The following is a 25,572-nucleotide window of genomic DNA, read 5'->3' as shown; positions in this document are numbered from 1 at the left end:
CACGGACCATGTCGGAACGAGGAAAAAAGTCGCGGCATACTTAAAACCGTTGTGAGATTTCGCAAGGGTTGCGCGTCCATGTCCGAATGACAGACCTGACCCTGAATGCCGCATTTCTTTGCTGCCGGCGCTTCCATCCTTGCCTGGCGCGCCGAGGTGGGCGATGCGGACAGGCGTGTGGTGGGCGATGGCGGCCTGTGTGATCATGCTGTTCTGGCGGTGATGCGCTGGCAAGCGGAAAACAGGGAGGCGACATGAAACTGCTGATCGTGGGTGCGACCGGACTGGTGGGCAGTCATCTCCTGCGGCTGGCCCTGGCCGACGGCCGCGTCGGGCACGTGGCGGCGCCGGCGCGCCGGCCTTTGGCGACCCATCCGAAACTGCAGGCGCCGCAGGTGGACTTCGACAGGCTTCCCCAGGATGCGCCCTGGTGGCAGGCCGACGCGACGATCTGCACGCTCGGCACCACCATCAAGGCGGCAGGCTCGCAGGAAGCGTTCAGGCGCGTCGACCACGACTATCCGCTGGCGGCGGCGCAACTGGCCAGGCGCCACGGCACGCCGGCCTTCGTACTGAATTCCGCCATCGGCGCCGACCCGGCGTCGCGCATCTTCTACAACCGCGTGAAGGGCGAACTGGAACGGGACCTGGCCGCGGTCGGCTTCGCCTCGCTCACCCATGTGCGGCCGGGCTTCATCGGCGGGCAGCGCCAGGAATCGCGTCCCGGCGAGCAGGCCATGGTGCTGGCGCTGCGGGTGCTCGGGCCGGTCCTGCCGCGGCGCTGGCGCATCAATCCGGCGCCCCGGATCGCCCAGGCGCTGCTCGAGGCCGCGATCCAGGCGCGGCCGGGCGTGCATGTCGTGGCGTCCGACGCACTGGCCTGAGCGGCGCGCCGGGGCCGGCATCCGGTCCCTCCTGCGGCCGGATGACACATGATCGCCTTCGCATCATGTCGTGTTAGCTCGGTGAATCGGGCTTCATCGCGCGGCAATTCAGCGCGTGCATATGCCAATTTTTCGACGAATATGCATGCAATTCGTTACAGTTACTTACCAAATGCGCATTGTTGGCAGGGTTGCCAATGCTATCTTCCGCTCCATCGCGACTCACTGATGAGCCGCGATACAGTCAAAACACGAAAAAGGAAGAGACGCATGAACAAGACGATGTTTGCACTGATCGCCGGACTTGCCGCTGCAGGCGCGGCCCAGGCCCAAGGCGGCGCCGCCCCGCAGGCCTATATCGGGATCGGCGCCTCGCAGGTCGATTACCTGGCCGAAGGCTCCAGGACCAACCCCAGGCTGTTCGCCGGCTACGAGTTCGACCGGAACTGGGGCGTCGAAGCCGGCTACACCTACCTGGACCGCCGCACCTGGCAGCGTTCGGACGCGACCCGCAGCATCCGCGGCTCCACCAAGGGCCATGACAGCTACGTGGCCGCCAGGTACAACGTGCCGCTGACCGAGCGCTTCTCGGCCTATGGCAAGCTGGGCCTGTCCCACAGCGGGCGCCAGTACGACAACGACACCGGCGCCTACCACAACGATACCGACACCGGGGCCTACGCTTCCGTGGGCGTGCAGTACAGGCTGACGCAGAACCTGGCGCTGAACGCCGAGTACGAGCGTTATGGCCGCGACAAGCCGAGCGGCGCCAAGGCCGACGCCTGGAGCGCGGGCGTGCGCATCGGTTTCTGAGCTCGGCGGCATACCCCGTGCAAAGGACCTCCGGGTCCTTTGTGCCTTGCAGGGGCAAGGTCGGTGTTGGCGCGCGGAATTGCTTGCCTTCCGAACGCGGTCTGTTCCCGGCTTGCTACACTGGGTGCATCGACAGCTTGCCGACCCAGCGCCGGCGTCGCCGACTGCCATGCGCAACTTCTTTCAATCACACTGGAAAGTCATTGTCGCGATCATCCTGGCGATCGTGCTGGCACTGACGACCGTGGAGACCGATTCCGCCCGTGCGGCCCCGCCGCTGACGGCGCGCCTGCACGCCCATGTCGCGGCGATCGCCGCCGAGCGGCACGACACGGCCATGCCGCGCGAGCCGGAGCAGGCTGCGCGCCATATCGAGGGCGCACTCGACGGATTCGGCTACACGGTGCGGCGCCAGGAATACGAGGCCGGCGGCCGCAGGGTGCGCAACGTCGAGGCCTCGCTCGCCAACCTGGCGCCGGGCGCGCGCCCCGAGCGCATCTTCATCATCGGTGCCCACTTCGATGCCACGCCGGGCGCGGGCGAGAACGGCAGCGGCGCCGCGGCCGTGCTCGAACTGGCGCGCCTGCTCAGGGACATGCGGCCGGGCCAGGGCACCGAGGTCAAGTTCGTCTTCTTCGTCAACGAGGAAGCGCCCTGGTTCCTGGGCGAGGACATGGGCGGCCTGCTGCCCGGGCGCACGGGGCAGCCGCCGCCGGAGCTGGAAGCGCGGTATCCGGACGCCGGCGACTTCATCGCCTTCGTGGGCACGCTGGAATCGTCCGCCCTGGTGCGCCAGGCCCTGGCCGCCTTCAAGGCCGGCGCGGACTTCCCGGCGCAGGGACTGGCGGCCCAGGCCCATGTGATGGGCGTGACCCTGTCCGGCCATGGCCCCGACGAGCGCCAGGGCTACCCTGCCCTGATGATCACGGACACGGCCTTCCTGCGCTACCCCTACCACCACACGGCCGGCGGCGCGCCGGAAAAGCCCGACTTCGACGGCATGTCGCGCGTGGTCCGGGGCCTGGCGCGCACCATCGCGGCGCTCGCGAGCCCGGTGCGCAGCTAGGGCCCCTCCTACAGGTCCAGCACGAGGACCGGCGTCTTCGACCTCGAACAGCAGGGCGTGAACTGGTCGTTGGCCGCCTGTTCCTCCTCGGTCAGGTACAGGTCGCGGTGATCCGGCGTCCCTTCCAGCACCCGCGTCAGGCAGGTCCCGCACACGCCTTCCTCGCACGAGTACGGAATGTCGATGCCCTGCTCGGCCAGCACCCCGAGCACCGTCTTGCCGGCGGGGACAGTCACCACCCTGCCGCTCGAGGCCAGCCTGACGTCGAAGGGCCGGTCGCCGCTGGTGTCCACCGCCGCGGCGCCGAAATACTCGACGTGCAGCCGCGCCGCCGGCCATCCTCGTGCTTTCGCGCTGTCCAGCACGTGTCCGATGAAGCCCTGCGGACCGCAGACATACAGGTGGGTCTCGAGGCCGGCGCCGGCGAGCAGCGCCGGCAGGTCGAGCTGCTGTCCGGCGTCGCCGCTGTCGTAGTGGAAGCGCACCTGGCCGGCGAAGCTTGACGCCCGGATGCGCTCCCTGAAGGCCGCGCGCTCCGGCGCGCGCGCGCTGTAGTGCATCTCGAAGTCCGCGCCCTTCGCCGCCAGGGCTTCGGCCATCGCCAGGATCGGCGTGACGCCGATGCCGCCGGCCAGCAGCAGCGTGCGCTTCGCCTCGACCAGCGGGAAGTGGTTCTTCGGCGCGCTGATGCGCAGGAACGAGCCGGTCTCGATGTGGTCGTGCATCGCCTGCGAACCGCCGCGCGAACCGGGGTCGCGCAGCACGCCGATCTGGTAACGGTGGGTTTCGCCGGGCGCATTGCAGAGCGAATACTGGCGCACGAGCTCGCCCCCGAGATGCACGTCGATGTGCGCGCCGGCCTCGAAGGGCGGCAGCGGCGCGCCGTCCAGGCGCACCAGTTCGTAGCTGCAGATGCCGTCGGCCTCGCAGGTCTTGCTCGCCACGCGGACGTCGATGCCGTTCATGCCGCCACCTCGCCGGCCTGCTCGCGCGCCAGCCACCCGTCGATGATGCGCCGCGACTGCACGCCGCCGGCATCGATGTTGAGCATCAGGAGCTTGCGTTCGGGGTGGCGCAGGATGTTCTGCTGCTGCAGTTCGAGCATCTCGCGGTCTTCGCTGAAGATGCGGCCCTGGCCTTCGCGGATCGCGCGCGTGAGTTCCTGGTCCTGCGGCTTGAAGTTGCGCGCCATGCCCCAGAAATACCAGTGCGAGGTCTCGGTCTCCGGGGTGATGAAGTCGACCACGATGCTCGACACCTTGACCTTCGGATCGGCATGGTAGCCGCCCTTGCCGGCGTGCGCGACGCCGACCTCGATCATCACGTGGCTGGGCGCGTTGAAACGGCAGATCTGCCAGCGGTCGACCGGGACGTCGTCGGCCAGGTCGTTGCCGCGCAGGGCGGCGCGCCAGAACGGCGGCGCGCCGATGTTTTCCATGAAGCGGCTGGTCACCACCTGCTCGCCCTCCACCCTGGTCGTGACCGGCGCCTCGTCGATCTCCTTCTGGCCGATGCTCGACGCATGCACATAGGTCTCGTGGGTCAGGTCCATCAGGTTGTCGACCATCAGGCGGTAATCGCAGTTGATGTGGTACAGGCCGCCGCCATAGGCCCACTCCGGATTGTCGGCCCATTCGAGGTGGTGGATGGCGGCCGGATCGGCCAGTTCCCTGTCGCCGGTCCAGACCCAGATGAAGCCGTAGCGCTCCTCGACCGGATAGCTGCGGATGCAGGGAAAGCCGCGCACGCGCTGTCCCGGCATGCCGATGGTCTTTCCTTCGCAGCCCATTTCCAGGCCGTGATAGCCGCACACCAGCTTGCCGTCGCGGACGAAGCCGAGCGAGAGCGGCGCGCCGCGGTGCGGACAGAAATCCTCGACCGCCGCGACCTTGCCCTCCTGGCCGCGGTAGAACACGATCTTCTCGCCGCAGATCTGGCGGCCCAGCGGCTTGCCCGCGATTTCGTCCGGGGTGCAGGCCACGTACCAGGCATTCTTGGGGAACATACACGTCTCCTTGGTTATAATTTTAAGATTCAGTACACTGAATGTGTGGAAAAGTATCACGCGTTTACCGGACGAAGTAAACTACGAGCCACGATTATTGTTGGTGCGCCGCACCAAAAGCGACAGGAAAGATGCCGACAAGAACCTTAGAAATGCGCGCACACGAGAGCCAGGGCGCGATGCTCGACCTGGTCCAGCACCCGGGCCACCTGCTGCGGCGCGCCCAGCAGATCTCGGTCTCGATGTTCTACGATGAAATGGGGAACGAGCTGACGCCGGTGCAGTACGCGATGCTGAGCCAGCTGGCCGGGCATCCGGGCATCGACCAGGTGTCGCTGGCCGGGCTGGCGGCGATCGATACCTCGACCGGGGCGACGGTGTGCGTCCGGCTGGAGGAAAAGGGTTTATTGGAGCGCAAGGTGATTCCGCACAACCGGCGCCAGCGCGCGCTGAGCATCACGGCCGAGGGGGAACGGCTGCTGCGTGACATGGAGCCGGGGGCGCAGCGGATACGCCAGCGGCTGCTGGCGCCGCTGAGCGAGGAGGAACAGGCGCTGTTCATGGGCTTGCTGTCCAGGCTGGTGCAGGAGAACAACGAGCAGAGCCGGGCGCCGCTGGCATTGCCGGGGGCGTCCGAGGCGAAACCTCAAGGGCTGTCTTGAACGCGTGGGCGGGAACCCGCCCGCCCACGGTTCCACCCGCCGGCCTCACTCGGCCAGGAACATCTCCTGCAAATCGTTCAGGAAACGCTGCCCCATCTCGGTCGGGCGGATCAGCTTGTGATCCCGGACCAGCAGGCCCCTGGCTTCGGCTTCGTTCAGCGCCCTGGTGATGGTGCTGATGCTCATGCCGGTGCGCTCGCCGAACAGGTTCGGGTCGAAGCCGCCGGTCAGGCGCAGCGCATTGAGCATGAACTCGAAACCCATGTCGGCGCGGCCGATCTCGTGCTCTTCCTGCACCGCGTTGCCGCGCCGCGCGGCCTCGATGAAGGAGCCCGGCTGCTTGTAGCGCGCCTGGCGCAGGATCCGGTGCGGGAACGAGATCTTCGAATGCGCGCCCGCGCCGATGCCGAGGTAGTCGCCGAACTGCCAGTAATTCAGGTTATGGCGCGCGCGGTGGCCCGCCCTGGCGTAGGCCGACACTTCGTAGTGCCCGTAGCCGGCGGCGGCGGTGGCCTGCGCGATCATGTCCTGCATGTCGGCGCTCAGGTCGTCGTCCGGCAGCTGCGCGGGCGGGTACTTGGCGAACACCGTGTTCGGTTCCATCGTCAGGTGGTACAGCGACAGGTGCGGCGGCGCGAACGACAGCGCGGTCTCGAGGTCGAGCCGCGCCTGTTCCAGGGTCTGCCCCGGCAGCGCGTACATCAGGTCGAGGTTGAAGTTGTCGAAGGTGGACTGCGCGATCTCGACCGCGCGCCGTGCCTCGTCGCCGTCATGGATGCGGCCGAGCGCCTCCAGGTGGGCCGGGTTGAAGCTCTGGATGCCGATCGACAGGCGGTTCACGCCGCTGTCGCGGTAGGACTTGAAGCGTTCGGCCTCGAAGGTGCCGGGGTTGGCTTCCATCGTGATCTCGGCGTCGAGGTCGAGCGGCAGCAGGGTGCGCACGTCCGACAGCAGGCGGTCCAGTCCCGCGGCCGACATCAGGCTGGGAGTGCCGCCGCCGATGAAGACGGTGTGGATCTTGCGGCCCCAGATCAGCGGCAGCGACTGTTCCAGGTCGAGGCGCACCGCGTCCAGGTATTCCTGCTCGGGCGCCTCGCCCTTCGCTTCGTGCGAATTGAAGTCGCAATACGGGCACTTGCGCACGCACCACGGCCAGTGGATGTAGAGCGACAGCGGCGGCAGCGCGGCCAGGTTCAGGGCGCCCGGCTGCAGGTATTGCAGCGCGGCGCTGGCGGGCGAACGCGGCTCGCTGGGCGCGGGGCCGGCGACTTTAATCGGGATCATGTGAGTTTTTCGACCAGTGCGCGCAAGGCCTGGCCACGGTGCGACAACGCATTCTTTTGCTGCGGGTCGAGTTCGGCCGTGGTCTTGCCGAGCGAGGGAATGAGGAAATGCGGATCGTAGCCGAAGCCGTTGGCGCCGCGCGGTTCCGCGATGATCTCGCCGTTCCAGCGGCCGTCGGCGATGACCGGCTGCGGATCGTCGGCGTGGCGCACGTAGACCAGCACGCAATAATAGTAGGACGACTTGTCGGCGTGGCCGGCCAGGTCCGCGACCAGCTTTTCATTGTTGCGGGCATCCGACTTCGGCTCGCCGGCATAGCGCGCCGAGTAGACGCCGGGGGCGCCGCCGAGCGCATTGACGCACACGCCCGAATCGTCGGCCAGGGCCGGCAAGCCGGTCAGGCGCGAGGCGTGGCGGGCCTTGGCCAGGGCGTTCTCGACGAAGGTTCCGAACGGTTCTTCCGCTTCCGGCACGTTGAACTCGCCCTGCGGGTGCAGTTCGAAACCGATGGGTTCGAGCAGCTGGGCGAATTCCTTCAGTTTGCCGGCGTTGTTGGAGGCAAGGATCAGGCGTTGGGTCATGGTGTGGGGGTGTGGGTGGTGCGGAGGCGGTATTTTACCGGTTTGGGCGGCGCTGCGCCCGGAAGCGGCGCGTGGCTGGCGCTGCCGGTTTGCAGGCAAACCGGCAGCGCCGACGCTCGCCTCAGGCGCTGGCGAGACCCAGGGCCTGCTTCTGCAGGCGCACCAGGTCCGCAATGCCCAGCTGCGCCAGGTCCAGCAGGCGGTTCATCCCTTCCCGGTCGAAGGCCGCCCCTTCCGCCGTGCCCTGCACTTCGATGAAGTGCCCCTGCTCGGTCATCACCACGTTCATGTCGGTATCGCAATCCGAATCCTCGACATAGTCCAGGTCCAGCACCGGCATGCCCCGGTACACGCCCACCGAGACCGCCGCCACGAAGTGCCGTACCGGCAGCGCGGCCACCAGGCCCCGCCCCACCAGCGCGCTGAAGGCGTCATGGGCCGCCACCATCGCCCCGGTGATCGAGGCCGTGCGCGTGCCGCCGTCGGCCTGGATCACGTCGCAGTCCAGGTGCAGGGTGCGCTCGCCGAACGCCTCCAGGTCGAAGGCCGCGCGCAGCGAGCGGCCGATCAGGCGCTGGATTTCCTGGGTGCGGCCGGTCTGCTTGCCGCGCGCCGCCTCGCGGTCCATGCGCGTATGCGTCGAACGCGGCAGCATGCCGTATTCGGCGGTCAGCCAGCCCTGCCCCTTCCCCTTCAGGAAAGGCGGCACCTTCTCTTCGATGCTGGCGGTGCAGATCACCTTGGTGTCGCCGAACTCGATCAGGACCGAGCCCTCGGCATGCCGGGTGTACTGGCGGGTGATGCGGACCGGACGCAACTGGTCGACCGCGCGCCCGCTCGGGCGGTGTTCAAATGTCATGAGGTTTTCTCGCTTCTTTCTTATTTGAGTAACTGGGATGATTTCTCGATCGCTTCGCGGATCTCGGCGATCGCCTTTTCGATCTCGTCTTCGTCGAACGCATCGGTCGCCGAAGGGACCGGCTGCCCGGCCGTGATGGTCGAGCTGACCTCGTCCTCCGGCAGCGCCTGGGTCGAGATCACGTTGTCCATGCCTGCGCCGCCAGGCGCATCCGCGCCCTGCCAGGCAATCGCCAGCGCCGTCGTGTTGTCGGCGCGCGCGCCGCCGATCGCGGCCGCCATCTGCACCATGTCGGGCACCGCCTGCACCACGGTGGCGGTCGAGAGCCGGTGCACGATCTCGGTCTCGGGCAGCATGGTCCACAAACCGTCCGAACACAGCATCAGCACGTCGCCCGGTTCCAGGCTGGCCTGGCGCGACAGCTCGACCTTCGGCTCGCTCGAGGCGCCCAGGCAGTTGTACAGCTTGTTGCGGTCCGGATGGGTGTTGCGTTCCGACGGATCGGCGCGCCCCTTCTCGATCAGGTATTCGATGTGCGAATGGTCGCGCGTGCGCGCCAGGACCTGGTTGCGCCGCACCCAGTACAGGCGCGAATCGCCCACGTGCGCCCACATCGCGCAGTTATGCTGGACCAGGCAGGCCACGATCGTGGTGCGCGGCGCCTCGGGCAGCTTGTGCGTTGCGGCATAGGCGACGATGTCCCAGTGCGCCTGCTGCAGCGCTTCCTCGAGGAAGCGCTCGGGCTTCTTGACATAGGGACGCGCCTGCATGCGGAACATCATCGAGATGGTCTGCAGCGCGATGGTGGCGGCCAGCTCGCCGCGCGCGTGGCCGCCCATGCCGTCGGCCAGCACCAGCAGCAGCGCGTCGCGCGTGAAGCTGTAGCCCATCCGGTCCTGGTTGACCTTGCGCCCGCCGATATGGCTTTGCTGGTAGACGGAGAACTGCATGGCTCAGGTCCGCGCCTTCGGAAGCCCAAGCCCCTTGACGCGGCCGACCAGGCCGCGCCAGCCGGACGGCTTGCCCGCTTCGGCCAGCGGCGGCGCCGGCGCAGCCGGGACGGCCTGCAGCACCTTCTGCAGCGCGAACACGCTCTGCGGACGCGCCAGCGGATCGGGCTCCAGGCAGGCGCGCACCATCTCGACCAGTTCGCGCGAATAGCGTCCGTCGAGCGCAGCCAGCTGGGCCGCCACCTTGTCCTCGAGGCGGCGCGCGTCGGCCGGCTGCGGCGTCGAGCAGGTCATGCAGGCGAACATCGCGGCGCCGATGCTGTAGATGTCGGTCCACGGCCCCAGCGCCATGCCCTTGGCATACAGCTCGGGCGCGGCGAAGCCGGGCGTGTACATCGGCGCCAGCATCGGCGCATCGCTGTTGATCGTCTGCCGCGCCGCGCCGAAATCGAGCAGCAGCGGCGAGCCGTCGGTGCGCAGGTAGATGTTGGCGGGCTTGAGGTCGAGGTGCAGCAGCTTGTTCGCATGGACTTCGCGCAGGCCGCTGCAGACGCCGTTGAACACCTGGCGCACGAAGTTCTCGCCCGGGCGGCCATCCCTGGCGGCCGCGCGCGCGATGTGCTCCTGCAGCGTATGGCCCGATTCATAGGCCATCACCATATAGACCGTCTCATGGGCGCGGAAGAAGTTCACCACCCGCACCACGTTCGGATGGACGATGCGCGCCAGCGCCCTGCCCTCTTCGAAGAAGCACTTCAGGCCGATACGGAACACCGGCAGGTTGGGCCGCGAGACCACCGGCACCAGCTCGCCGGGCGGGCGCAGGGCCAGTGCGCTGGGCAGGTATTCCTTGATGGCGACCGCATTCCCGTCGCTGTCATATGCCAGATAAACAATACTGAACCCACCGGACGCAATTTTCTTTACAATGCGGTATCCGGCAATTTCCAGCCCTTCGGGCAGGGGAGCGTTATTCTGTGCGGCCATCCAAGTGGTTTCCCTTGCTTAACAGGGCGATTGTGTGGATAAATGTCGGCTTTGTAAAGAATAAAAACCGGGGATCCCATTGAGCATTTCAAGCATGACTGGTTATGCGGTCGCCACCAGCGAAGGCGCTGCCGGCACCCTCACGATCGAGATCAAGAGCGTCAACTCGCGCTTCCTCGACCTTCAGTTCCGCATCAATGACGACCTGCGCGCCCTAGAACCCGAGCTGCGTTCGGCCATCATGGCCGCGATCACGCGCGGCAAGGTGGAAGTGCGGCTGTCGTTCGGACGCAAGACCGCCGGCAGTTCGCAGGTGCTCAACCAGGAACTGCTGTCCGACCTCGTGCGCCTGCAGGCCGAAGTGACGCGTCACTTCGCCTCCGCGACCCAGATGAGCGTTGCCGAACTGCTGCGCTGGCCCGGCGTGATCGAGGAATCGAGCGTGGGCCAGGAATCGCTCCAGGCCGATGTCGCCGCCCTCACCGCGAAGACCATCGCCGCCTTCGTCGACAGCCGCAGGCGCGAAGGCGCGGCGCTCGAAACGATGCTGCTGTCGCGCATCGACTCGATGGAAGCGATCGTCAAGCGCATCACGCCCCTGATCCCGCAAGTCATCTCCCAGTTCCAGCAGAAGGCTGTCGAGCGCATGCAGGATGCATTGGGCCTGGCCGGCCACGGCAACCCGTCGACGCTCACGCGCCAGGAAGTCCTCGAGCGCATCCGCCAGGAAGTCACGCTGTACGGCATCCGCATCGACGTCTCCGAAGAACTGTCGCGCCTGTCAGCGCACCTGAACGAAACCCGCCACATCCTGAAGAAGGGCGGCCAGGTCGGCAAGCGCCTCGACTTCATGATGCAGGAACTGAACCGCGAAGCGAACACGCTCGGCGCCAAGGCCTCGGTCAAGGAACTGGCCGACGCCTCGATGGAACTGAAGCTGCTCATCGAGCAGATGCGCGAGCAGGTGCAGAACCTCGAATAACCCGGCGTCTGCGAGACAGCAGACGTTCGTCGGACGCGTGGGCGGGGGACCCACCCACCCTACGGATCGCCGGCATTTCCGGTTCTGTAGGGTGGGCGGGTTTCCCGCCCACGCGTTCAGCGTTAACATGACTCACCGATCAAGTAAAAAGAAGGAAACAACCATGCTCCCAACCGCCTTCTCCGGCAGCCTGTTCATCGTCGCCGCGCCCTCCGGCGCCGGCAAGTCGACCCTGGTGAATGCCCTGCTGGCCCAGGAACCGGGCATCAAGCTGTCGATCTCGACCACCACCCGCGCGCCCCGTCCGGGCGAGAAGGACGGCCGCGAATACTACTTCACGACGGCCGAGGACTTCGTCAACCGCGCCGAGCGCGGCGAGTTCCTGGAGTGGGCGGAAGTGCACGGCAACTACTACGGCACCAGCCGCCTGACCGTGGAACAGGAAATGAAGACCGGCACCGACATCCTGCTGGAAATCGACTGGCAGGGCGCGCGCCAGGTCAAGAAGCAGTTCCCGGACGCCGCCGGCATCTTCATCTTGCCGCCGTCGATCGAGGCGCTGGAGGAGCGCCTGCACAAGCGCGGCACCGACGAGCCGCACATCATCACCCGCCGCCTGCTGGCGGCCGGGGGCGAGATGGCTCACGCTCCGGAGTTCGAATATGCTATCATCAACGAAGAGTTCAACGTCGCCCTGGCCGAATTAGGGGCGATTGTCAAAGCGACACGTTGCCGCTTCGCCCAACAGGCCGCCCGCAACGCTGCGCTGTTTGCCCAGCTGGGAATCCACGCGCACCAATCACCATCCTGAGCGATCGCGCCTTTCGGCCCGCCGCATCATCGTCTATTTAGGAGCAAACATGGCCCGTATCACCATCGAAGATTGCCTGAAAAATATCCCGAACCGCTTCCAGCTGACCCTGGCCGCTACCTATCGCGCCCGTCAATTGCTGCAAGGCCACACTCCTAAGGTCGAAGCCAAGGACAAGCCGACCGTCGTCGCCCTGCGCGAAATCGCGGCCGGCAAGGTCGGCATCGAGATGCTGAAGAAGGTCCCGATGTAAGGCCCCCCGGGGTTGCCTGGCTGCGTCAGCCCGTTATTCTGTTATTCTGCTTTCGTTATTACATTGCGGCTGATCGACTAGCGTATGAACCTGCCTTTCCCGGAACCGACTCATCCAGGCAACCCCACCACCCGGGCCAAACGGCCTGATTCCCGCCCGCAGGACCCCGTCGAGGCCCCCGCTCCGGGCGTGGCTTCGGTGACGCAGCTGATCAACAAGCTGTCGGATTACCTCACCCCCGCAGAACTCAAGAAGGTCAAGGAAGCCTACCGCTTCTCCGACGAGATGCACCTGGGCCAGGTCCGCAAGTCGGGCGAGCCCTATATTTCCCACCCGATCGCCGTCGCCGAGATCTGCGCCGACTGGAAGCTCGACGCCCAGGCCATCATGGCGGCGCTGCTGCACGACGTGATCGAGGACCAGGACGTCAAGAAGGACGAGCTGATCGAGCGCTTCGGCGCCCAGGTCGCCAACCTGGTGGACGGCCTGTCGAAGCTGGAAAAGATCGAGTTCCAGAGCCTGGTCGAGGCGCAGGCGGAAAACTTCCGCAAGATGCTGCTGGCCATGGCCTCGGACGTGCGCGTGATCCTGATCAAGCTGGCCGACCGCCTGCACAACATGCGCACCCTGGGCGTGATGACCGCCGCCAAGAAGCGCCGCATCGCCGGCGAGACGATGGAAGTCTATGTGCCGATCGCGCATCGCCTCGGCCTGAACAACATCTACCGCGAGCTGCAGGACCTGTCCTTCTCGCACCTGTACCCGCTGCGCTACCGCACCCTGTCGAAGGCGATCAAGGCGGCGCGCGGCAACCGCCGCGAAGTGGTCAAGAAGATCCTCGAGGCGGTCAAGGCCCAGCTGGCCGCGGCCGGCCTGCAGGCCGAAGTCTACGGCCGCGAAAAGACCCTGTACGGCATCTATAAAAAGATGCGCAACAAGCACCTGTCGTTCTCGCAGGTGCTGGACGTGTACGGCTTCCGCGTGGTGATGGACACCGTGCCGAGCTGTTACGTGGCCCTCGGCACCCTGCACGCGCTGTACAAGCCGATGCCGGGCAAGTTCAAGGACTACATCGCGATCCGCAAGATCAACGGCTACCAGTCGCTGCACACCACCCTGATCGGCCCCTACGGCACCCCGGTCGAATTCCAGATCCGCACCCAGGAAATGCACCGCACCGCGGAAAGCGGCGTGGCGGCGCACTGGCTGTACAAGACGGGCGACTCGAACATGTCGGACCTGCAGCAGCGCACCCATGCGTGGCTGCAGTCGCTGCTCGACATCCAGCAGCAGACCGGCGACTCGGCCGAATTCCTCGAGCACGTGAAGGTCGACCTGTTCCCGGATTCGGTCTACGTGTTCACGCCGAAGTCGAAGATCATCGCGCTGCCGCGCGGCGCCACCGCGCTCGACTTCGCCTACTCGATCCACACCGGCATCGGCGACCATACGGTGGCGGTCAAGATCAACAACGAGGAACAGCCGCTGCGCACCGAGCTGCACAATGGCGACATCGTCGAGATCGTCACCGATCCGGAATCGCGCCCGAGCCCGACCTGGCTGAGCTTTGTCCGCACCGGCAAGGCGCGCTCGGCGATCCGCCACTACCTGCGCACGGTGAACCTGAACGAGTCGGTCGATCTGGGCCAGGAACTGCTGGCCCAGGCGCTGGCGCTGCGCAACATCAAGGCCGAGCTGGCCCCGGCCACGATCGAGAAGCTGCTGGCCGAGTCCTCGGCCAAGTCGATGGAAGAGCTGTACGCCGACATCGGCATCGGCAAGCGCATGCCGGCGCTGGTGGCGCGCCACATCTTCGGCCTGATGGAAGGCGACCCCGATCTGACGATGTCGACCCAGCCGATGCCGGCCAGCGACATCGCGCCGGTCACGATCTACGGCAGCGAAGGCGTGGCGGTCCAGCTGGCGCCGTGCTGCCTGCCGATCCCGGGCGACGCGATCATCGGCCAGCTGCGGCGCGACCAGGGCCTGATCGTGCACACCTGCGAGTGCCTGCCGGCCAAGCGCGTGCGCGCCAAGGAACCGGACCGCTGGATCGCGGTGCAGTGGGGCACGGAGCTGAACCGCCGCTTCGACTGCCGCATCCGCCTCCTGATCAACAACGAAAAGGGCATCCTCGCCCGCGTGGCCGCCGAGATCGGCGAGTCCGACGCCAACATCACCTATGTGGGCATGGACGAGGACGACGAACACATGATGACCCAGCTGCGCTTCACGATCCAGATCCAGGATCGGGTGCACCTCGCGCAGTTGATCCGCAACCTGCGCAGGGTGGCGGGCGTCAACCGGGTCGAGCGCGAGCGCTCGTAGATCATCCGGGCCGGCCTTGCGGCTGATGCCGTTCAGCCAAGGCGGTAGGGTGGGCGGATTCTCCGCCCACGCGTCCAGCCAAAATGTGCGTTGCCACAGCGCGCCTGTGAATTGAACGCGTGGGCGGACTTCAGTCCACTGGGCTGATGTCCCCACCCACCCTGCCTTCTTGTCAGCCGCCCAGCTGGGCGCGCTGGCGCTCTTCCTGGGCGCGCAGTTCGGGCGTCATCAGCTCGCCGAAGTCTTCCATTTCGAAGATCTGGCGGATCTCGATATCCGCTTCGCCGCTCTCATGGGGCATCGGAACCCGCTTGACCCACTCGATCGCTTCCTCGCGCGAAGCCACGCGCCAGATCCAGAAACCGCAGACCAGCCCGTTCGTGTCCGCGAACGGTCCCTCTTCGACCCGCACCCCGCCATCCTTCGAGAAATGCACGCGCGCGCCGCGCGAGGACGGGTGCAGGCCCTCGCCCGCCTGCATCACGCCGGCCTTGATCAGTTCGTCGTTGAAACGGCCCATGTCGGCCAGCAGCTGCTCGCTCGGCATGTGGCCGGCTTCGGTGTTCTTGTCGGCTTTCAGCAAAATCATGAAACGCATCGCATCCTCCAGTCGTGGTGTAGTTGAAAGGCGGCGGCCCGGCAACAGCCGGCGCCGTTCATCCTACGACGAATGCGGAGGCCGGGAATCGACAGGGGAGGTAAACATTTTTCGCGTGTCGGGTGACAACGCCAGGATACTGTCGAACGCCGCACACGCCCCCGCGCACGCCTCGGCGATTTCGGCCGGCGTGCGCACCTCGCCGCGCAGCGCCTGCATCACCGTGCGCCAGCGCGGCCCCGGCCCACCCGGCTCGCCGCGCAGGTAGCGCAGCGGATGCGGCGCCAGCCGCTCGGCCAGGCGCCCGTACAGCACCGCCCCGCCCAGCTGCGAGCCCTCGATGACATAGCACACGCCCCAGCGGTAAGCGGCGCTCGCGCCTTCCGGCCACACCTGCGCCGCAAGCGGCGCGCAGGCGGCCGGCATGCCGGCCTCGAGCAGGTCGGCCTCGATCAGGGACAGCCGCGCCACCGGCGCCAGGACCGCCTGCGGCCCGTCGCCGTAGCCGGCCAGCCAGGCCTGCAGGGGCGCCAGCCAGTCGCGCACCAGGCGCAGGTGGGAAGCATACTCGGCAAGGCCGGGCGCGGCGCCCGCCAGCGGAAGGCCGTGGTCCAGCCGCTCGTGCCGCGAGGCCGTGGCTGCGCGCAGCGCGGCCAGCACATCGGCGTCGCGCGCGATTTCTTGGTAAGGGTTCATGGGGGACCTGGAAGACGGCAAGCCGCCATCTTACCAGCCCGGCCCGTTCAGTCGGCGTGCGGCTCCGGATACTCGACCGAGAGAATCTCGAGCTCGTCCACGCCGAGCGGCGTCTGCAGGGTGATGAGCTCGCCCTCGCGCGCCTTGGTCAGCGCGCGCGCCACCGGCGACACCCAGCTGATCTTGCCCTTCAGCGGGTCGAGCTCGTCGATGCCGACGATGGTCACCGTGTGCTCTTCGCCCGCCTTGTTGACGTAGGCGACGGTGGCGCCGAAGAAGACCTGGTCGTTGCCATGATGAACGCTGGGATCGACGACGAAGGCCGAATCCATGCGCTTGGTCAGGAAGCGGATGCGGCGGTCGATCTCGCGCAGGCGGCGCTTGCCATAGATGTAGTCGCCGTTCTCGGAACGGTCGCCATTCGACGCCGCCCAGTGCACCACGCGCACCACCTCGGGCCGGTCGACATCGATCAGCTGGAGCAGTTCGTCCTTGATGCGCTGGTAGCCGGCGGGCGTGATGTAGTTCTTGGCCCCCGCAGGGATCGCCTGGGCCAGCGCCAACGCCTCGTCGTCGTCCTCGTTGTCGGACTCTTTAACAAATGCCTTGTTCATAAGGCTTATTGTACGGCACTCGCCCCGGATCGCCCTGCGTTCGCCCGCATTTACCGTATCATGCGCTCATGAGACGCGCATCCTCATCCCGAAGCCGGCTGCTCGCGCCCCTGGTCCAGCTGGCGGCGCTGGTCATGCTCGCCGAAGCCTGGACCTGGGACGTCGGCGCCCGCTTCGCAGCCGCGCTCGCCGCCTGGCCGCCGCTGCGCCGCCTCGAAGCCCGGGTGCGCACCCTGCCCCCGTACGCGGCCCTGTGCGCCTTCGTGCTGCCGGGCCTGCTGCTCTTCCCGGTCAAGTTGCTGGCCATCATCGCTATTGCCCATGGTCACGCCCTGTCGGGCATCGCCGGCTTCGTCGCCGCCAAGCTCGGCGGCGCCGTGGTGGTGGCGCGCATCTATATGCTGACCCTGCCCGTCCTGCTGACCCTGGGCTGGTTCGCGCGCTGGCACGGCGGCTTCGTCGCCCTCAAGGACCGGCTGCTGGCCGCGCTCAGGGCAAGCGCTTTCTACCGCCGCGCGCGGCGCCTCGTGGCCCTGTGGCGCCACAGTGCGCGCAGGCTGCTGCGGCGCCTGCGCCCGGCGCCGGGCCGCTCCAGCCACCTGCTGCGCGTGCTGCGCCGTTTCAACGCCCAGTGGCGCGCGCGCCGCCAGAAAACCACGGAAACCGAACCCCCATGAGCTCACCCTCCTCCCTCGACGCCGGGATGCAGCCGGCGGCGTCCGAGATCTACCTGGTCTTCCAGTTCATCCAGTACCGGGACGGACGCACCGCCTTCCCCTACCTGAGCAATGGCTGCCAGGCCCTGCTCGGGCTGCCGGCGCCGGACCTGCAGCGCGACGCCGCCCGCTTCGGGCAGCTGATCCTGCCCGAGGACCGCAAGGGCTTCCTCGAGGCGATGCAGGCCTCGCGCGCGGCGCTGTCGAGCTGGAACTGGGAGGGCCGGATCCGCATCGACGCCTGGAACGACGTCAAGTGGATCAACCTGCGCGCCAGCCCCCACGCCCTGCCGGACGGCGCGGTGCAGTGGGACGGCATCATGACCAACATCAGCGCCAGCCGCAAGGAACAGGACGAGGTGCGCCGCTCGCGCGCCAGCCTGGCCGAGCTGACCGCGCACATCGAACGGGCCAAGGAGCAGGAGCGCGCCCGCATCGCGCGCGAGATCCACGACGACCTCGGCGGCAACCTGACCGCCATCAAGATGGCGCTGGCCATGCTGTCCGAGCGCCTGCCCGCCGGCCAGCCCGAGCTCGCCGAGAAGGCCGCCTATGTCGACGACCTGGTCGACCGCACCATCGAGGCGGTGCACCGCATCTCGCTCGACCTGCGCCCGACCATGCTCGACCTGGGCCTGGTCGCGGCGCTCGAATGGCAGGCGCGCGAATTCGAGAAGCAGATGGGCATCGCCGTCATCATGCGCTGCGCCGACCAGGACATCGAACTCGACCCCGACCACGCCACCGCCCTGTTCCGGATTTTCCAGGAGGCGCTGACCAACATCGCCAAGCACGCCTATGCCACCCGGGTGACGATCTCGCTGCGGCGCCAGCGCCAGCACCTGACCCTGAGCATCTGCGACAACGGCCGCGGCCTCGATCCGGCCGACCGCCTCAAGCCGAATTCCTTCGGCCTGCGCGGCATGAGCGAACGCGCGGCCGCGCTGGGCGGTACGCTGAACTTGTCGGAAGCGCCTGGAGGTGGCACGATGGTAACAATCAAGATCCGGCTGACTGCCCAGGCAGCCAGCACCGCCGCATAACAGAATGACAGATAAAGCAACTATCCGGGTGTTCATCGCCGATGACCACGCCATCGTCCGTGAAGGGCTCAAGCAGATCCTGGCCGAGCAGCGCGACATCATCGTCGCCGGCGAAGCCGAGAACGGACTCGACGCCGTCAAGCTGGCGGGCAAGGCGCGCTGCCATGTGATGCTCCTCGATATCTCGCTGCCCGACCGCAACGGCATCGACGTGCTCAAGCAGATCAAGAAGGACCGCCCCGAGCTGGCGGTGCTGATGCTGTCCATGCACCGCGAGGACCAGTACGCGATCCGCTCGCTCAAGGCCGGCGCCTCCGGCTACCTGACCAAGCAGAGCGCCCCGCGCGAGCTGGTGACGGCGATCCGGCTGGTGGCCTCGGGCCAGAAGTACGTCAGCGCGGCGCTGGCCCAGACCCTGGCCAGCCAGATCGGCGAGAACCACGAGGCCGCGGCGCACGAGACCCTGTCCGACCGCGAATACCAGACCCTGACCATGATCGCCTCCGGCATGACGGTCAGCGAGATCGCCCGCGAACTGTCGCTGTCGGTCAAGACGGTCAGCGAATACCGCTCGCGCCTGCTGGTCAAGATGAAGCTCAAGACCAGCGCCGAACTGACCCATTACGCGATCCGCAACCAGCTGGTCGACTGACCCCCTCCTCTTGTGCGGCTGTTGCGCTCAGGCGAAAAGCGGTACTTTGTTACCGTTTTTCAATTGATGATAAGCAAAAAAGATGCTTATCATTATGGGTCTGTCTTTGCGTCAATACCTCCATGCCGAACCTGCCGTCCCCCTCGCCCGCCGCGTCCGGCCTGAACCCCGCCGACATCGCGCGCGAAGCCTTCCGCCGCCTTGCCACCCGCCGCATCGCCCCGACCCCGGACGCCTACCGCGCCATCTATGACGAGATCGCCGGCATTCCGCCGGCGCCTGCCGCGGCGCCCGACAACGGCGCCGGCGAGGTGCTGGCCGGCTTCGCCCGCCGCCTGGCCGACACGCCGGGCGAGGTGTCCGAATACGGCCGCCGCATGCAGCGCGCGCTGAGGAGCGGCGACTGGAACGGCTTTAACCAGATACTCGGGCAATTGTCGGAACGTCATCTGCGCCGCAACACGCCGGTGCTCGCGCTCGGGAACGAAGAGCCGGATACCCGCCTCCTGCGCGACATGCTGGCGCGCACGCTGTCGTTCGCCGTGGCCTCGCTGCTGGACGGCAGCCCGGAACTGGTGCTTGAATCCGAAGCGCTGGGCGCTGCGGTGAAGCAGGCTGTCGGCGAAGCCGAGCTGCAGGACATCGCGGGCCGCCTGAAGCAGCTGTGCTTCCAGATCGAGCTGCGCGGCGGCGACGGCGCGGAACAGCAGCAACTGCTGCTGCGCCTGTTCCGCCTGCTGCTCGACAACGTCAGCGAACTGCTGGACGACGACAACTGGCTGCGCGGCCAGATCGCCGCCGTGCAGGACCTGATCTCCGGTCCGCTCGACGCCAGGGCGCTGGAAGACGCGACGCGCAGTTTGAAAGACGTGATCGTCAGGCAGGGCCACCTGAAGCACGGCATTTCCGACGTCCGGCTGACGATGAAGAACATGATGATCACCTTCATCGACCGGCTCGGCTCGGTGGCCGCCTCGACCGGCGACTACCACGCCAAGCTGGGCGGCTTCTCGGAACGCATCGGCCGCGCCACCGACGTCAAGGAACTCGACGCCCTGCTGGACGAAGTGCTGCGCGAGACGCGCCAGGCCCAGGACGAGGCGCTGGCCGCGCGCGACCGCATGGTCGCGGCGCACCGCGAGGCCCAGGGCGCCGAGCAGCGCATCCGCGAGCTGGAGGCGGAACTCCAGCACATGAGCGAACTGGTGCGCGAAGACCAGCTGACCGGCAGCCTGAACCGGCGCGGCCTGGACGACGTGTTCGAGCGCGAGAGCGCGCGCGCCGACCGCCGCGGCACGCCGCTGTGCGTGGCCCTGCTCGACCTGGACAATTTCAAGCGCCTGAACGACACCTATGGCCACCTGGCCGGCGACGCCGCGCTCAAGCACCTGGTCAAGGTGGTGCGCGACACCCTGCGCTCGATGGACGTGATCGCCCGCTTCGGCGGCGAGGAATTCCTGATCCTGCTGCCCGAGACCAATGTCGAGGCAGCCTCCGCCGCGATGGTGCGGGTGCAGCGCGAGCTGACCCGGCACTTCTTCCTGCACGATAACGAGAAGATGCTGATCACGTTCTCGTGCGGGGTGGCGCTGCGCCTGCCGAACGAGGACCAGGCATCGTTGACGGCGCGCGCCGACCGCGCCATGTACCAGGCCAAGAACAGCGGCAAGAACCGGGTGGTGGTGGCGGACTCGCCCTGATCGGGCTTGCGGCGCGCAGTCCCCCCTTGTCGTTTCGACATCAATCTACCCGGTCTTCAGTCCTTGCGGGCTGCTTCCCCATCCATCCGCCCCCAGCCAGGGCGTCGATAAAAAATATTTTTTAGCCCTAAAGTCCTGGTTTCTTGCGCCGTCTAGAAGCGGCCTGCGCCGGAACTCAAGGAAAAAAAGTCGACATATCTTCGTGCAGGCCCCTAAAGTTTTTCCCCAGAAACACGTTACCAGCATCAACAGCGGTTTGATCGTCACGGAACAGCGTGGCGGACCAAAGTGAACAGGGCAAGGTCGCCCGCCCCGAAATAGCAGCACAGTCTGGAGAAACACCATGGCATCCGTCATCAATACCAACGTCGCATCCCTGAATTCGCAGCGTAACCTGTCGGCTTCGCAAGCCACCCTGAACACCTCGATCCAGCGCCTGTCGTCGGGCCTGCGCATCAACAGCGCCAAGGACGACGCAGCCGGCCTGGCGATTTCGGATCGCATGAGTTCGCAGATCAGGGGCATGACCCAGGCAACCCGCAACGCCAACGACGGCGTGTCGATGGCGCAAACCGCTGAAGGCGCACTGTCGAGCTCGGGCGACGTCCTGCAGCGTATCCGCGAACTGGCAGTGCAATCGTCGAACTCGTCGAACTCGGCCAGCGACCGCAAGGCACTGCAGACCGAAGTCACCCAGCTGACCTCGGAACTGAACCGTATCGCCGGCACCACCGAATTCAACGGCCAGAAGCTGATGGACGGCTCGATGGGCACCGCCAGCTTCCAGGTCGGCGCCAACGCTGGCCAGCTGATCTCGATGACCGGCTCGAACTTCACCACCTCGACCTACGGCAACAACCGCCTGGACGCAAGCGCCCTGGAAGCCGCCGTCGGCGCCACGAACGGCGTTACCGCGGGCACCATGACCATCAATGGTGCGGAAGGCTCGAAAGACGTCGACGTTAACCTCGACGATACGGCCAAGACCACCGCGGCAGCCATCAACAAGCTCAGCGGCGAAACCGGCGTCACGGCAAGCGCCAAGACCGACGCCCTGGTCACCGCTACGGCCAACAAGTCGTACACCTTCGAGCTGACCTCGGACAACTCGACCGCCGTGACGGTCTCGTTCTCGGTCGGTGCGGCCGATGCAAACGGCTATGCCGGCGCCATCAGCGCGTTCAATGCCCAGTCGGCCAAGACCGGCGTCACCGCCTCGTATGATGCGGAAAACGGCGGCCTCAAGCTGACCAACGCCGAAGGCAACGACATCAAGCTGGCGAACAAGTCGACCGATGCGACCGCGCTTGCAACCCTGGGCAACTACGACAAGGACGGCGTCAAACTCGGCGCCGGTGTGGCCACCGAAGGTGCGACCGGCGCCACTGCCATGGGCCGCATCATCCTGGACTCGGAGCAGAGCTTCTCGGTGGTCGACGGCAGCGGCTTCGACCTCGACGCCGGCGCCACCACCGGCTCGTCCGAACTGAAGTCGGTCGCCGACCTCGACGTCAGCACCTTCGAAGGCGCCCAGCTGGCCATCAAGGTTGCCGACGCGGCCCTGGGTTCGGTCAACACCAAGCGCGCGGAATACGGCGCACTGCAGTCGCGCTTCGAAACCGCGATTTCGAACCTGGCATCCTCGACCGAGAACCTGTCGGCATCGCGCAGCCGCATCGTCGACACCGACTTCGCTTCGGAAACCGCGAAAATGACCCGCGGCCAGATCCTGCAGCAAGCCGGCACCTCGATGCTGGCCCAGGCGAACTCGCTGCCGAACGGCGTCCTGTCGCTGCTGCGTGGCTAATCCTTAGCACAACAACTTGCGCTGTAAGCAATTCCCCGGCTGAAGAAATTCAGCCGGGGAATTTTTACTAGGGAAGTCAACATGAACATCCAACCAAGTCATTCGCCGCTCACGCCGAAGCTCGACGAGCGCGCGGCGCCGGTGGCGGGGCAATCAGGCGTGCCGGCCAGTACCGCGCGTACCGAGCCCCCCGCTTCGCCCCCCTCGCGCGAGGACGTATCGACTGCGGTCAAGAAGCTCAACGAAGCCATGCCGGCTTCGTCCCAGAGCCTGGAATTCTCGATCGACGACGACAGCAAGGAAATCGTCGTCAAGCTGATCGACCAGGACACCAAGGAAGTGGTGCGCCAGATCCCGTCCGAGGAAGCGCTCCAGATCGCGAAATCGATCGACAAGATGCAGGGATTGCTGATCCGGCAAACCGCCTGAGCTCCCTGTCTGGTCCCGCAGCGCCGTCTCCCGGGAGGAAGACGGCGCTGCCTGTCCTTGTTTCCCGCATCTTGGCCTACTCTTCCGTGAAAAAAGAAATGGCCCGTTTTTCCTGCTCTTAAGTACCGATTACTTCTGTCGATAATGACTTACATTATCGCTTTCACGGGAGAAACAATTGGGACTCAGTTCATCTGGTATCGGCTCGGGACTTGACGTTGACGCCCTCGTCGCCAAATTGATGCAGGCCGAGTCCGCCGGGCCGCTCGCAAGCCTACAATACAAGCAGCAACAGCTGGCACGACGACTGGAGGCGTTCAACAAGGTGAGCGCGTCGGTCGGCAGCTTCCAGGGCGTCCTCACCTCGCTCAACAACCCGTCCACCTTCCGTGCACTGAGCGCAAGCTCGTCGAACAAGGACATCCTGACCGGCTCGGCCGGCAGCGGCGCCGTACCGGGGAAATACAAGGTCAACGTCACCCAGCTGGCCCAGGCCCAGAGCCTGAAGACCGGCGGCAATGCCAGCGTGACGTCCACCATCGGCAGCGGCGCTCCCACGACCCTGACTTTCCAGTTCGGCACCGTCACCGGAGGCAACTTCGGCGTGAACGGCAGTGCGCTGGGTGCAGCGGTCGCCGCCAACGGCATCGGCAACGGCGCGCTGACGATCAACGGCATCGCGATCACGACCGGAACGGCCACCCGCAGCGCCAGCCAGCTGGCCGACGCCATCAATGCGCAAAGCGACAAGACCGGCGTGATTGCCAAGGCCGGCAGCACCGCGACCGCGGACAACCTGTTCGCCGGATTCGGCGCGGTCAACGTCGCTGCGGGCGCCAGCTATGCGCTGTCGGTCGGCGGCGTCCAGCTCGGCGCGCAGACCGATTCCTCCTCGCCGGTGACGGCCGCCTCGATCGACGCCACCCTCGGCAATGCCGGCACCAAGGCGGCCCTGGCCGCCGCCAACATCACCGTTTCCGGCACCGCGGCCGACGGCACCCTGAAGTTCACCGCCGCCGACGGCTCGAATATCGTCGTCACCGAAACCGTCAGCGGCAACGTCATGGGCGGTATCGGCCGCAACAGCGCCACCCCGAACACAGGCTCCAGCCTGACCGCCACCGCCGGCCTGACCCTGACGTCGAAGGATGGCGACCAGATCCTCATCGGCGGCAACAATCCCGCCTCGGCTGGTTTTACCGCCGGCAACGTCGGCAGCCATATCGGTTCCGGTTTCACCCTGAACGGCGGCCAGGCCAGCGGCAGCGTCACCCTGAAGGCCGGCGACCAGTCGCTGCAGGGCATCCGCGACGCGATCAACAAGGCCAACATGGGCGTCACCGCGACCATCGTCTCGGATGGCAGTTCCAAGCCCTACCACCTGGTGCTGACCTCGAACAAGACCGGCGAAAGCTCGGCGATGAAGATCACGGTCGACGGCGTCGACGGCCAGCAGGGCGATCCGGCGATCGCCGACCTGCTGTCCTACGATCCCGCCGGCACACAGAAACTGACCCAGACCAGCGGCGCCCAAAGCACCCTGGTGAACATGAACGGCATCGAGATCAAGAGCGACACCACCAGCGTCAAGGATGCGATCCAGGGCGTCACGATGGACGTGAGCGGCGTGGGCAGCACGACCCTGACCGTGACCAAGGACACCGCACCGATTTCCACGGCGGTAAACGACTTCGTCAAGGCCTACAACGAACTGAACAAGACGATCAACGGTCTTACCGCCTACAACGCCGAGACCAAGAGCGGCGCCATCCTGCAGGGCGACGCCAGCGTCCGCTCGATCCAGAGCCAGCTGCGCAGGCAGATCAGCTCGGCGCTGGAGAGCTCGGGCGGCAAGTTGACCTCGCTGAGCCAGGTCGGCATCACGTTCCAGAGAGACGGCAGCCTGGCCGTGGATTCCACCAAGCTCAACAAGGCAATCGACGAGAACTTCGCCGATATCGGCGGCCTGTTTGCCGCGATGGGTTCGACCACCGACGGCCTGGTCAGCTTCGACAAGTCGACCAAGGCGACCAAGCCGGGTAACTATGCGATCAATGTCACCAGCATGGCGACGCAAGGCAAGCTGACCAGTGCGGCCCCGCTGGGCGGATCGACGACCATCGCCGCCAACACGACCTGGAACATCACGCTCAACCAGACCGATCCGGTGACCGAGAGCAAGACGCAAAAGATCGCGATTCCGGCCGGTACCTACACCAAGACCGAACTGGCCTCGATGCTGCGCGCCGCCATCAATGGCAACGCGACCTTCGCCGGCGCCGGCGATACCGTCGAGACTTCGGTCGACGACCTCGGCAACCTGTCTATCTCGTCGAGCAAGTACGGATCGACCTCGAGCCTGTCGATCAGCGGCGCCAGCGGCACGGCGGTGAGCGACCTGTTCGGCAGCGCCAGCCCGGTGAAGGGTAGCGACGTGGTCGGCACCATCGGCGGCGTCGCCGCGATCGGCAACGGCCAGTCCCTGACCGCGGCGCCGGGTTCCGCGGCCGAAGGGATCCAGGTGTCGATCAAGGGCGGTGCGGCCGGCGAGCGCGGCACCGTCAGCTTCTCGCAGGGACATGCCTTCCAGCTGACCAACCTGGCAGCCACCTTCATCGGCAAGGACAGCCTGCTGTCCAGCAAGACCAATGGCCTGAACAGCAACATCAGCGAGGTCAAGAAGAAGGAATCCACCTTCAACGAACGCATGACCGTCCTCGAAAAACGCTATCGCGCACAGTTCACCGCGCTCGACGTCGCCCTGTCGTCGATGCAGTCGACCTCTGCCTACCTGACCCAGCAGCTTGCCGCCCTGTCGGCAAACACCTAATCTAGCAATACTGGAGAACACC

Annotated in this window: 26 protein-coding genes; 16 read left to right on the top strand and 10 right to left on the bottom strand. The window is 66.4% G+C overall.

The window, feature by feature from the left end:
* Window positions 1–105: 105 nt before the first annotated feature.
* The 4 genes from H162_RS33930 (at window position 106) to H162_RS30310 (ending at window position 2,763) form a co-directional block, all read left to right on the top strand.
* Complete coding sequence (locus H162_RS33930) at window positions 106–258, top strand: hypothetical protein (RefSeq protein ID WP_156885501.1); 153 nt, start codon at window positions 106–108, stop codon at window positions 256–258.
* Window positions 255–884: a Rossmann-fold NAD(P)-binding domain-containing protein gene (locus H162_RS0107155; RefSeq protein WP_020652774.1), complete on the top strand. Its 630-nt coding sequence runs from the start codon at window positions 255–257 to the stop codon at window positions 882–884. The genes H162_RS33930 and H162_RS0107155 overlap by 4 nt, the downstream gene beginning before the upstream one ends.
* 270 nt (window positions 885–1,154) lie before the next feature.
* Window positions 1,155–1,697, top strand: coding sequence for a porin family protein (locus tag H162_RS0107150; RefSeq protein WP_020652773.1), 543 nt, complete (start codon window positions 1,155–1,157; stop codon window positions 1,695–1,697).
* A 169-nt stretch (window positions 1,698–1,866) separates the two neighbouring features.
* Window positions 1,867–2,763, top strand: coding sequence for a M28 family peptidase (locus tag H162_RS30310; protein ID WP_020652772.1), 897 nt, complete (start codon window positions 1,867–1,869; stop codon window positions 2,761–2,763).
* Window positions 2,764–2,771: 8 nt separating this feature from the next.
* Here H162_RS30310 and H162_RS0107140 read toward each other — a convergent pair whose 3' ends face one another.
* Both H162_RS0107140 and H162_RS0107135 read right to left on the bottom strand, forming a co-directional pair.
* Window positions 2,772–3,728, bottom strand: coding sequence for a PDR/VanB family oxidoreductase (locus H162_RS0107140; RefSeq protein WP_020652771.1), 957 nt, complete (start codon window positions 3,726–3,728; stop codon window positions 2,772–2,774).
* Window positions 3,725–4,768 (bottom strand): aromatic ring-hydroxylating dioxygenase subunit alpha, encoded by a 1,044-nt coding sequence (locus H162_RS0107135; RefSeq protein ID WP_020652770.1) that lies wholly within the window; start codon window positions 4,766–4,768, stop codon window positions 3,725–3,727. The genes H162_RS0107140 and H162_RS0107135 overlap by 4 nt, the downstream gene beginning before the upstream one ends.
* Before the next feature lie 152 nt (window positions 4,769–4,920).
* On the opposite strand from H162_RS0107135, the gene H162_RS0107130 reads away from it, so the two are divergent.
* Window positions 4,921–5,430, top strand: a complete 510-nt coding sequence (locus H162_RS0107130; RefSeq protein WP_020652769.1) for a MarR family winged helix-turn-helix transcriptional regulator — start codon at window positions 4,921–4,923, stop codon at window positions 5,428–5,430.
* Between the two features lie 45 nt (window positions 5,431–5,475).
* Here the strand turns inward: H162_RS0107130 and hemW are convergent, their stop codons facing one another.
* From hemW to H162_RS0107105, 5 genes are all read right to left on the bottom strand, one after another.
* Complete coding sequence (gene hemW, locus H162_RS0107125) at window positions 5,476–6,714, bottom strand: radical SAM family heme chaperone HemW (RefSeq protein WP_020652768.1); 1,239 nt, start codon at window positions 6,712–6,714, stop codon at window positions 5,476–5,478.
* Entirely contained in the window at window positions 6,711–7,295 is a 585-nt protein-coding gene (rdgB, locus tag H162_RS0107120) for an RdgB/HAM1 family non-canonical purine NTP pyrophosphatase (protein WP_020652767.1), read from the bottom strand. The genes hemW and rdgB overlap by 4 nt, the downstream gene beginning before the upstream one ends.
* Before the next feature lie 121 nt (window positions 7,296–7,416).
* The gene (rph, locus tag H162_RS0107115; protein ID WP_020652766.1) at window positions 7,417–8,154 is read right to left on the bottom strand and encodes a ribonuclease PH; all 738 of its coding nucleotides are present in this window, start codon (window positions 8,152–8,154) and stop codon (window positions 7,417–7,419) included.
* 20 nt (window positions 8,155–8,174) lie between these two features.
* Complete coding sequence (locus H162_RS0107110; RefSeq protein WP_020652765.1) at window positions 8,175–9,104, bottom strand: PP2C family protein-serine/threonine phosphatase; 930 nt, start codon at window positions 9,102–9,104, stop codon at window positions 8,175–8,177.
* A gap of 3 nt (window positions 9,105–9,107) precedes the next feature.
* Window positions 9,108–10,091 carry a serine/threonine protein kinase gene (locus H162_RS0107105; protein ID WP_020652764.1) on the bottom strand — a complete coding sequence of 328 codons (984 nt, stop codon included), beginning with the start codon at window positions 10,089–10,091 and terminating at the stop codon, window positions 9,108–9,110.
* Window positions 10,092–10,185: 94 nt separating this feature from the next.
* Between H162_RS0107105 and H162_RS0107100 the strand changes: the two genes are divergently transcribed.
* From H162_RS0107100 to H162_RS0107085, 4 genes are all read left to right on the top strand, one after another.
* Complete coding sequence (locus H162_RS0107100; RefSeq protein WP_020652763.1) at window positions 10,186–11,073, top strand: YicC/YloC family endoribonuclease; 888 nt, start codon at window positions 10,186–10,188, stop codon at window positions 11,071–11,073.
* Between the two features lie 163 nt (window positions 11,074–11,236).
* Window positions 11,237–11,884: a guanylate kinase gene (gene gmk / locus H162_RS0107095; RefSeq protein ID WP_020652762.1), complete on the top strand. Its 648-nt coding sequence runs from the start codon at window positions 11,237–11,239 to the stop codon at window positions 11,882–11,884.
* Window positions 11,885–11,933: 49 nt separating this feature from the next.
* Window positions 11,934–12,137, top strand: a complete 204-nt coding sequence (rpoZ, locus tag H162_RS0107090) for a DNA-directed RNA polymerase subunit omega (protein WP_019922806.1) — start codon at window positions 11,934–11,936, stop codon at window positions 12,135–12,137.
* A gap of 84 nt (window positions 12,138–12,221) precedes the next feature.
* Window positions 12,222–14,465: a RelA/SpoT family protein gene (locus H162_RS0107085; RefSeq protein WP_026354342.1), complete on the top strand. Its 2,244-nt coding sequence runs from the start codon at window positions 12,222–12,224 to the stop codon at window positions 14,463–14,465.
* A 172-nt stretch (window positions 14,466–14,637) separates the two neighbouring features.
* Here the strand turns inward: H162_RS0107085 and H162_RS0107080 are convergent, their stop codons facing one another.
* The 3 genes from H162_RS0107080 to greB all read right to left on the bottom strand — a co-directional run bounded on the left by H162_RS0107080 (window position 14,638) and on the right by greB (window position 16,373).
* A complete protein-coding gene (locus H162_RS0107080) occupies window positions 14,638–15,063 on the bottom strand; it encodes a YciI family protein (RefSeq protein ID WP_020652760.1) in 426 nt (141 codons plus the stop codon).
* Window positions 15,064–15,126: 63 nt separating this feature from the next.
* Window positions 15,127–15,759, bottom strand: a complete 633-nt coding sequence (locus tag H162_RS0107075; protein ID WP_020652759.1) for a biliverdin-producing heme oxygenase — start codon at window positions 15,757–15,759, stop codon at window positions 15,127–15,129.
* 47 nt (window positions 15,760–15,806) lie between these two features.
* Window positions 15,807–16,373: a transcription elongation factor GreB gene (gene greB, locus H162_RS0107070; protein ID WP_020652758.1), complete on the bottom strand. Its 567-nt coding sequence runs from the start codon at window positions 16,371–16,373 to the stop codon at window positions 15,807–15,809.
* Window positions 16,374–16,441: 68 nt separating this feature from the next.
* Here greB and H162_RS0107065 point away from each other — a divergent pair, with 68 nt between their 5' ends.
* The 7 genes from H162_RS0107065 (at window position 16,442) to fliD (ending at window position 25,550) form a co-directional block, all read left to right on the top strand.
* Entirely contained in the window at window positions 16,442–17,050 is a 609-nt protein-coding gene (locus H162_RS0107065) for a hypothetical protein (protein WP_026354341.1), read from the top strand.
* A complete protein-coding gene (locus tag H162_RS0107060; RefSeq protein WP_026354340.1) occupies window positions 17,047–18,132 on the top strand; it encodes a sensor histidine kinase in 1,086 nt (361 codons plus the stop codon). Before H162_RS0107065 ends, H162_RS0107060 begins: the two co-directional genes overlap by 4 nt.
* Before the next feature lie 4 nt (window positions 18,133–18,136).
* Window positions 18,137–18,784, top strand: coding sequence for a response regulator (locus H162_RS0107055; RefSeq protein ID WP_026354339.1), 648 nt, complete (start codon window positions 18,137–18,139; stop codon window positions 18,782–18,784).
* A 122-nt stretch (window positions 18,785–18,906) separates the two neighbouring features.
* Complete coding sequence (locus H162_RS0107050) at window positions 18,907–20,484, top strand: GGDEF domain-containing protein (RefSeq protein WP_020652754.1); 1,578 nt, start codon at window positions 18,907–18,909, stop codon at window positions 20,482–20,484.
* A gap of 343 nt (window positions 20,485–20,827) precedes the next feature.
* Complete coding sequence (locus H162_RS0107045; protein WP_020652753.1) at window positions 20,828–22,291, top strand: flagellin N-terminal helical domain-containing protein; 1,464 nt, start codon at window positions 20,828–20,830, stop codon at window positions 22,289–22,291.
* Window positions 22,292–22,372: 81 nt separating this feature from the next.
* A complete protein-coding gene (locus H162_RS0107040; protein ID WP_020652752.1) occupies window positions 22,373–22,720 on the top strand; it encodes a flagellar protein FlaG in 348 nt (115 codons plus the stop codon).
* A gap of 178 nt (window positions 22,721–22,898) precedes the next feature.
* Window positions 22,899–25,550, top strand: coding sequence for a flagellar filament capping protein FliD (gene fliD / locus H162_RS0107035; RefSeq protein ID WP_026354338.1), 2,652 nt, complete (start codon window positions 22,899–22,901; stop codon window positions 25,548–25,550).
* Window positions 25,551–25,572: the final 22 nt, after the last annotated feature.

The sequence above is a fragment of the Massilia niastensis DSM 21313 genome (genome assembly GCF_000382345.1).
GTDB lineage: Bacteria > Pseudomonadota > Gammaproteobacteria > Burkholderiales > Burkholderiaceae_D > Telluria > Telluria niastensis.
This window is presented reverse-complemented; position numbering and strand designations above follow the sequence as displayed.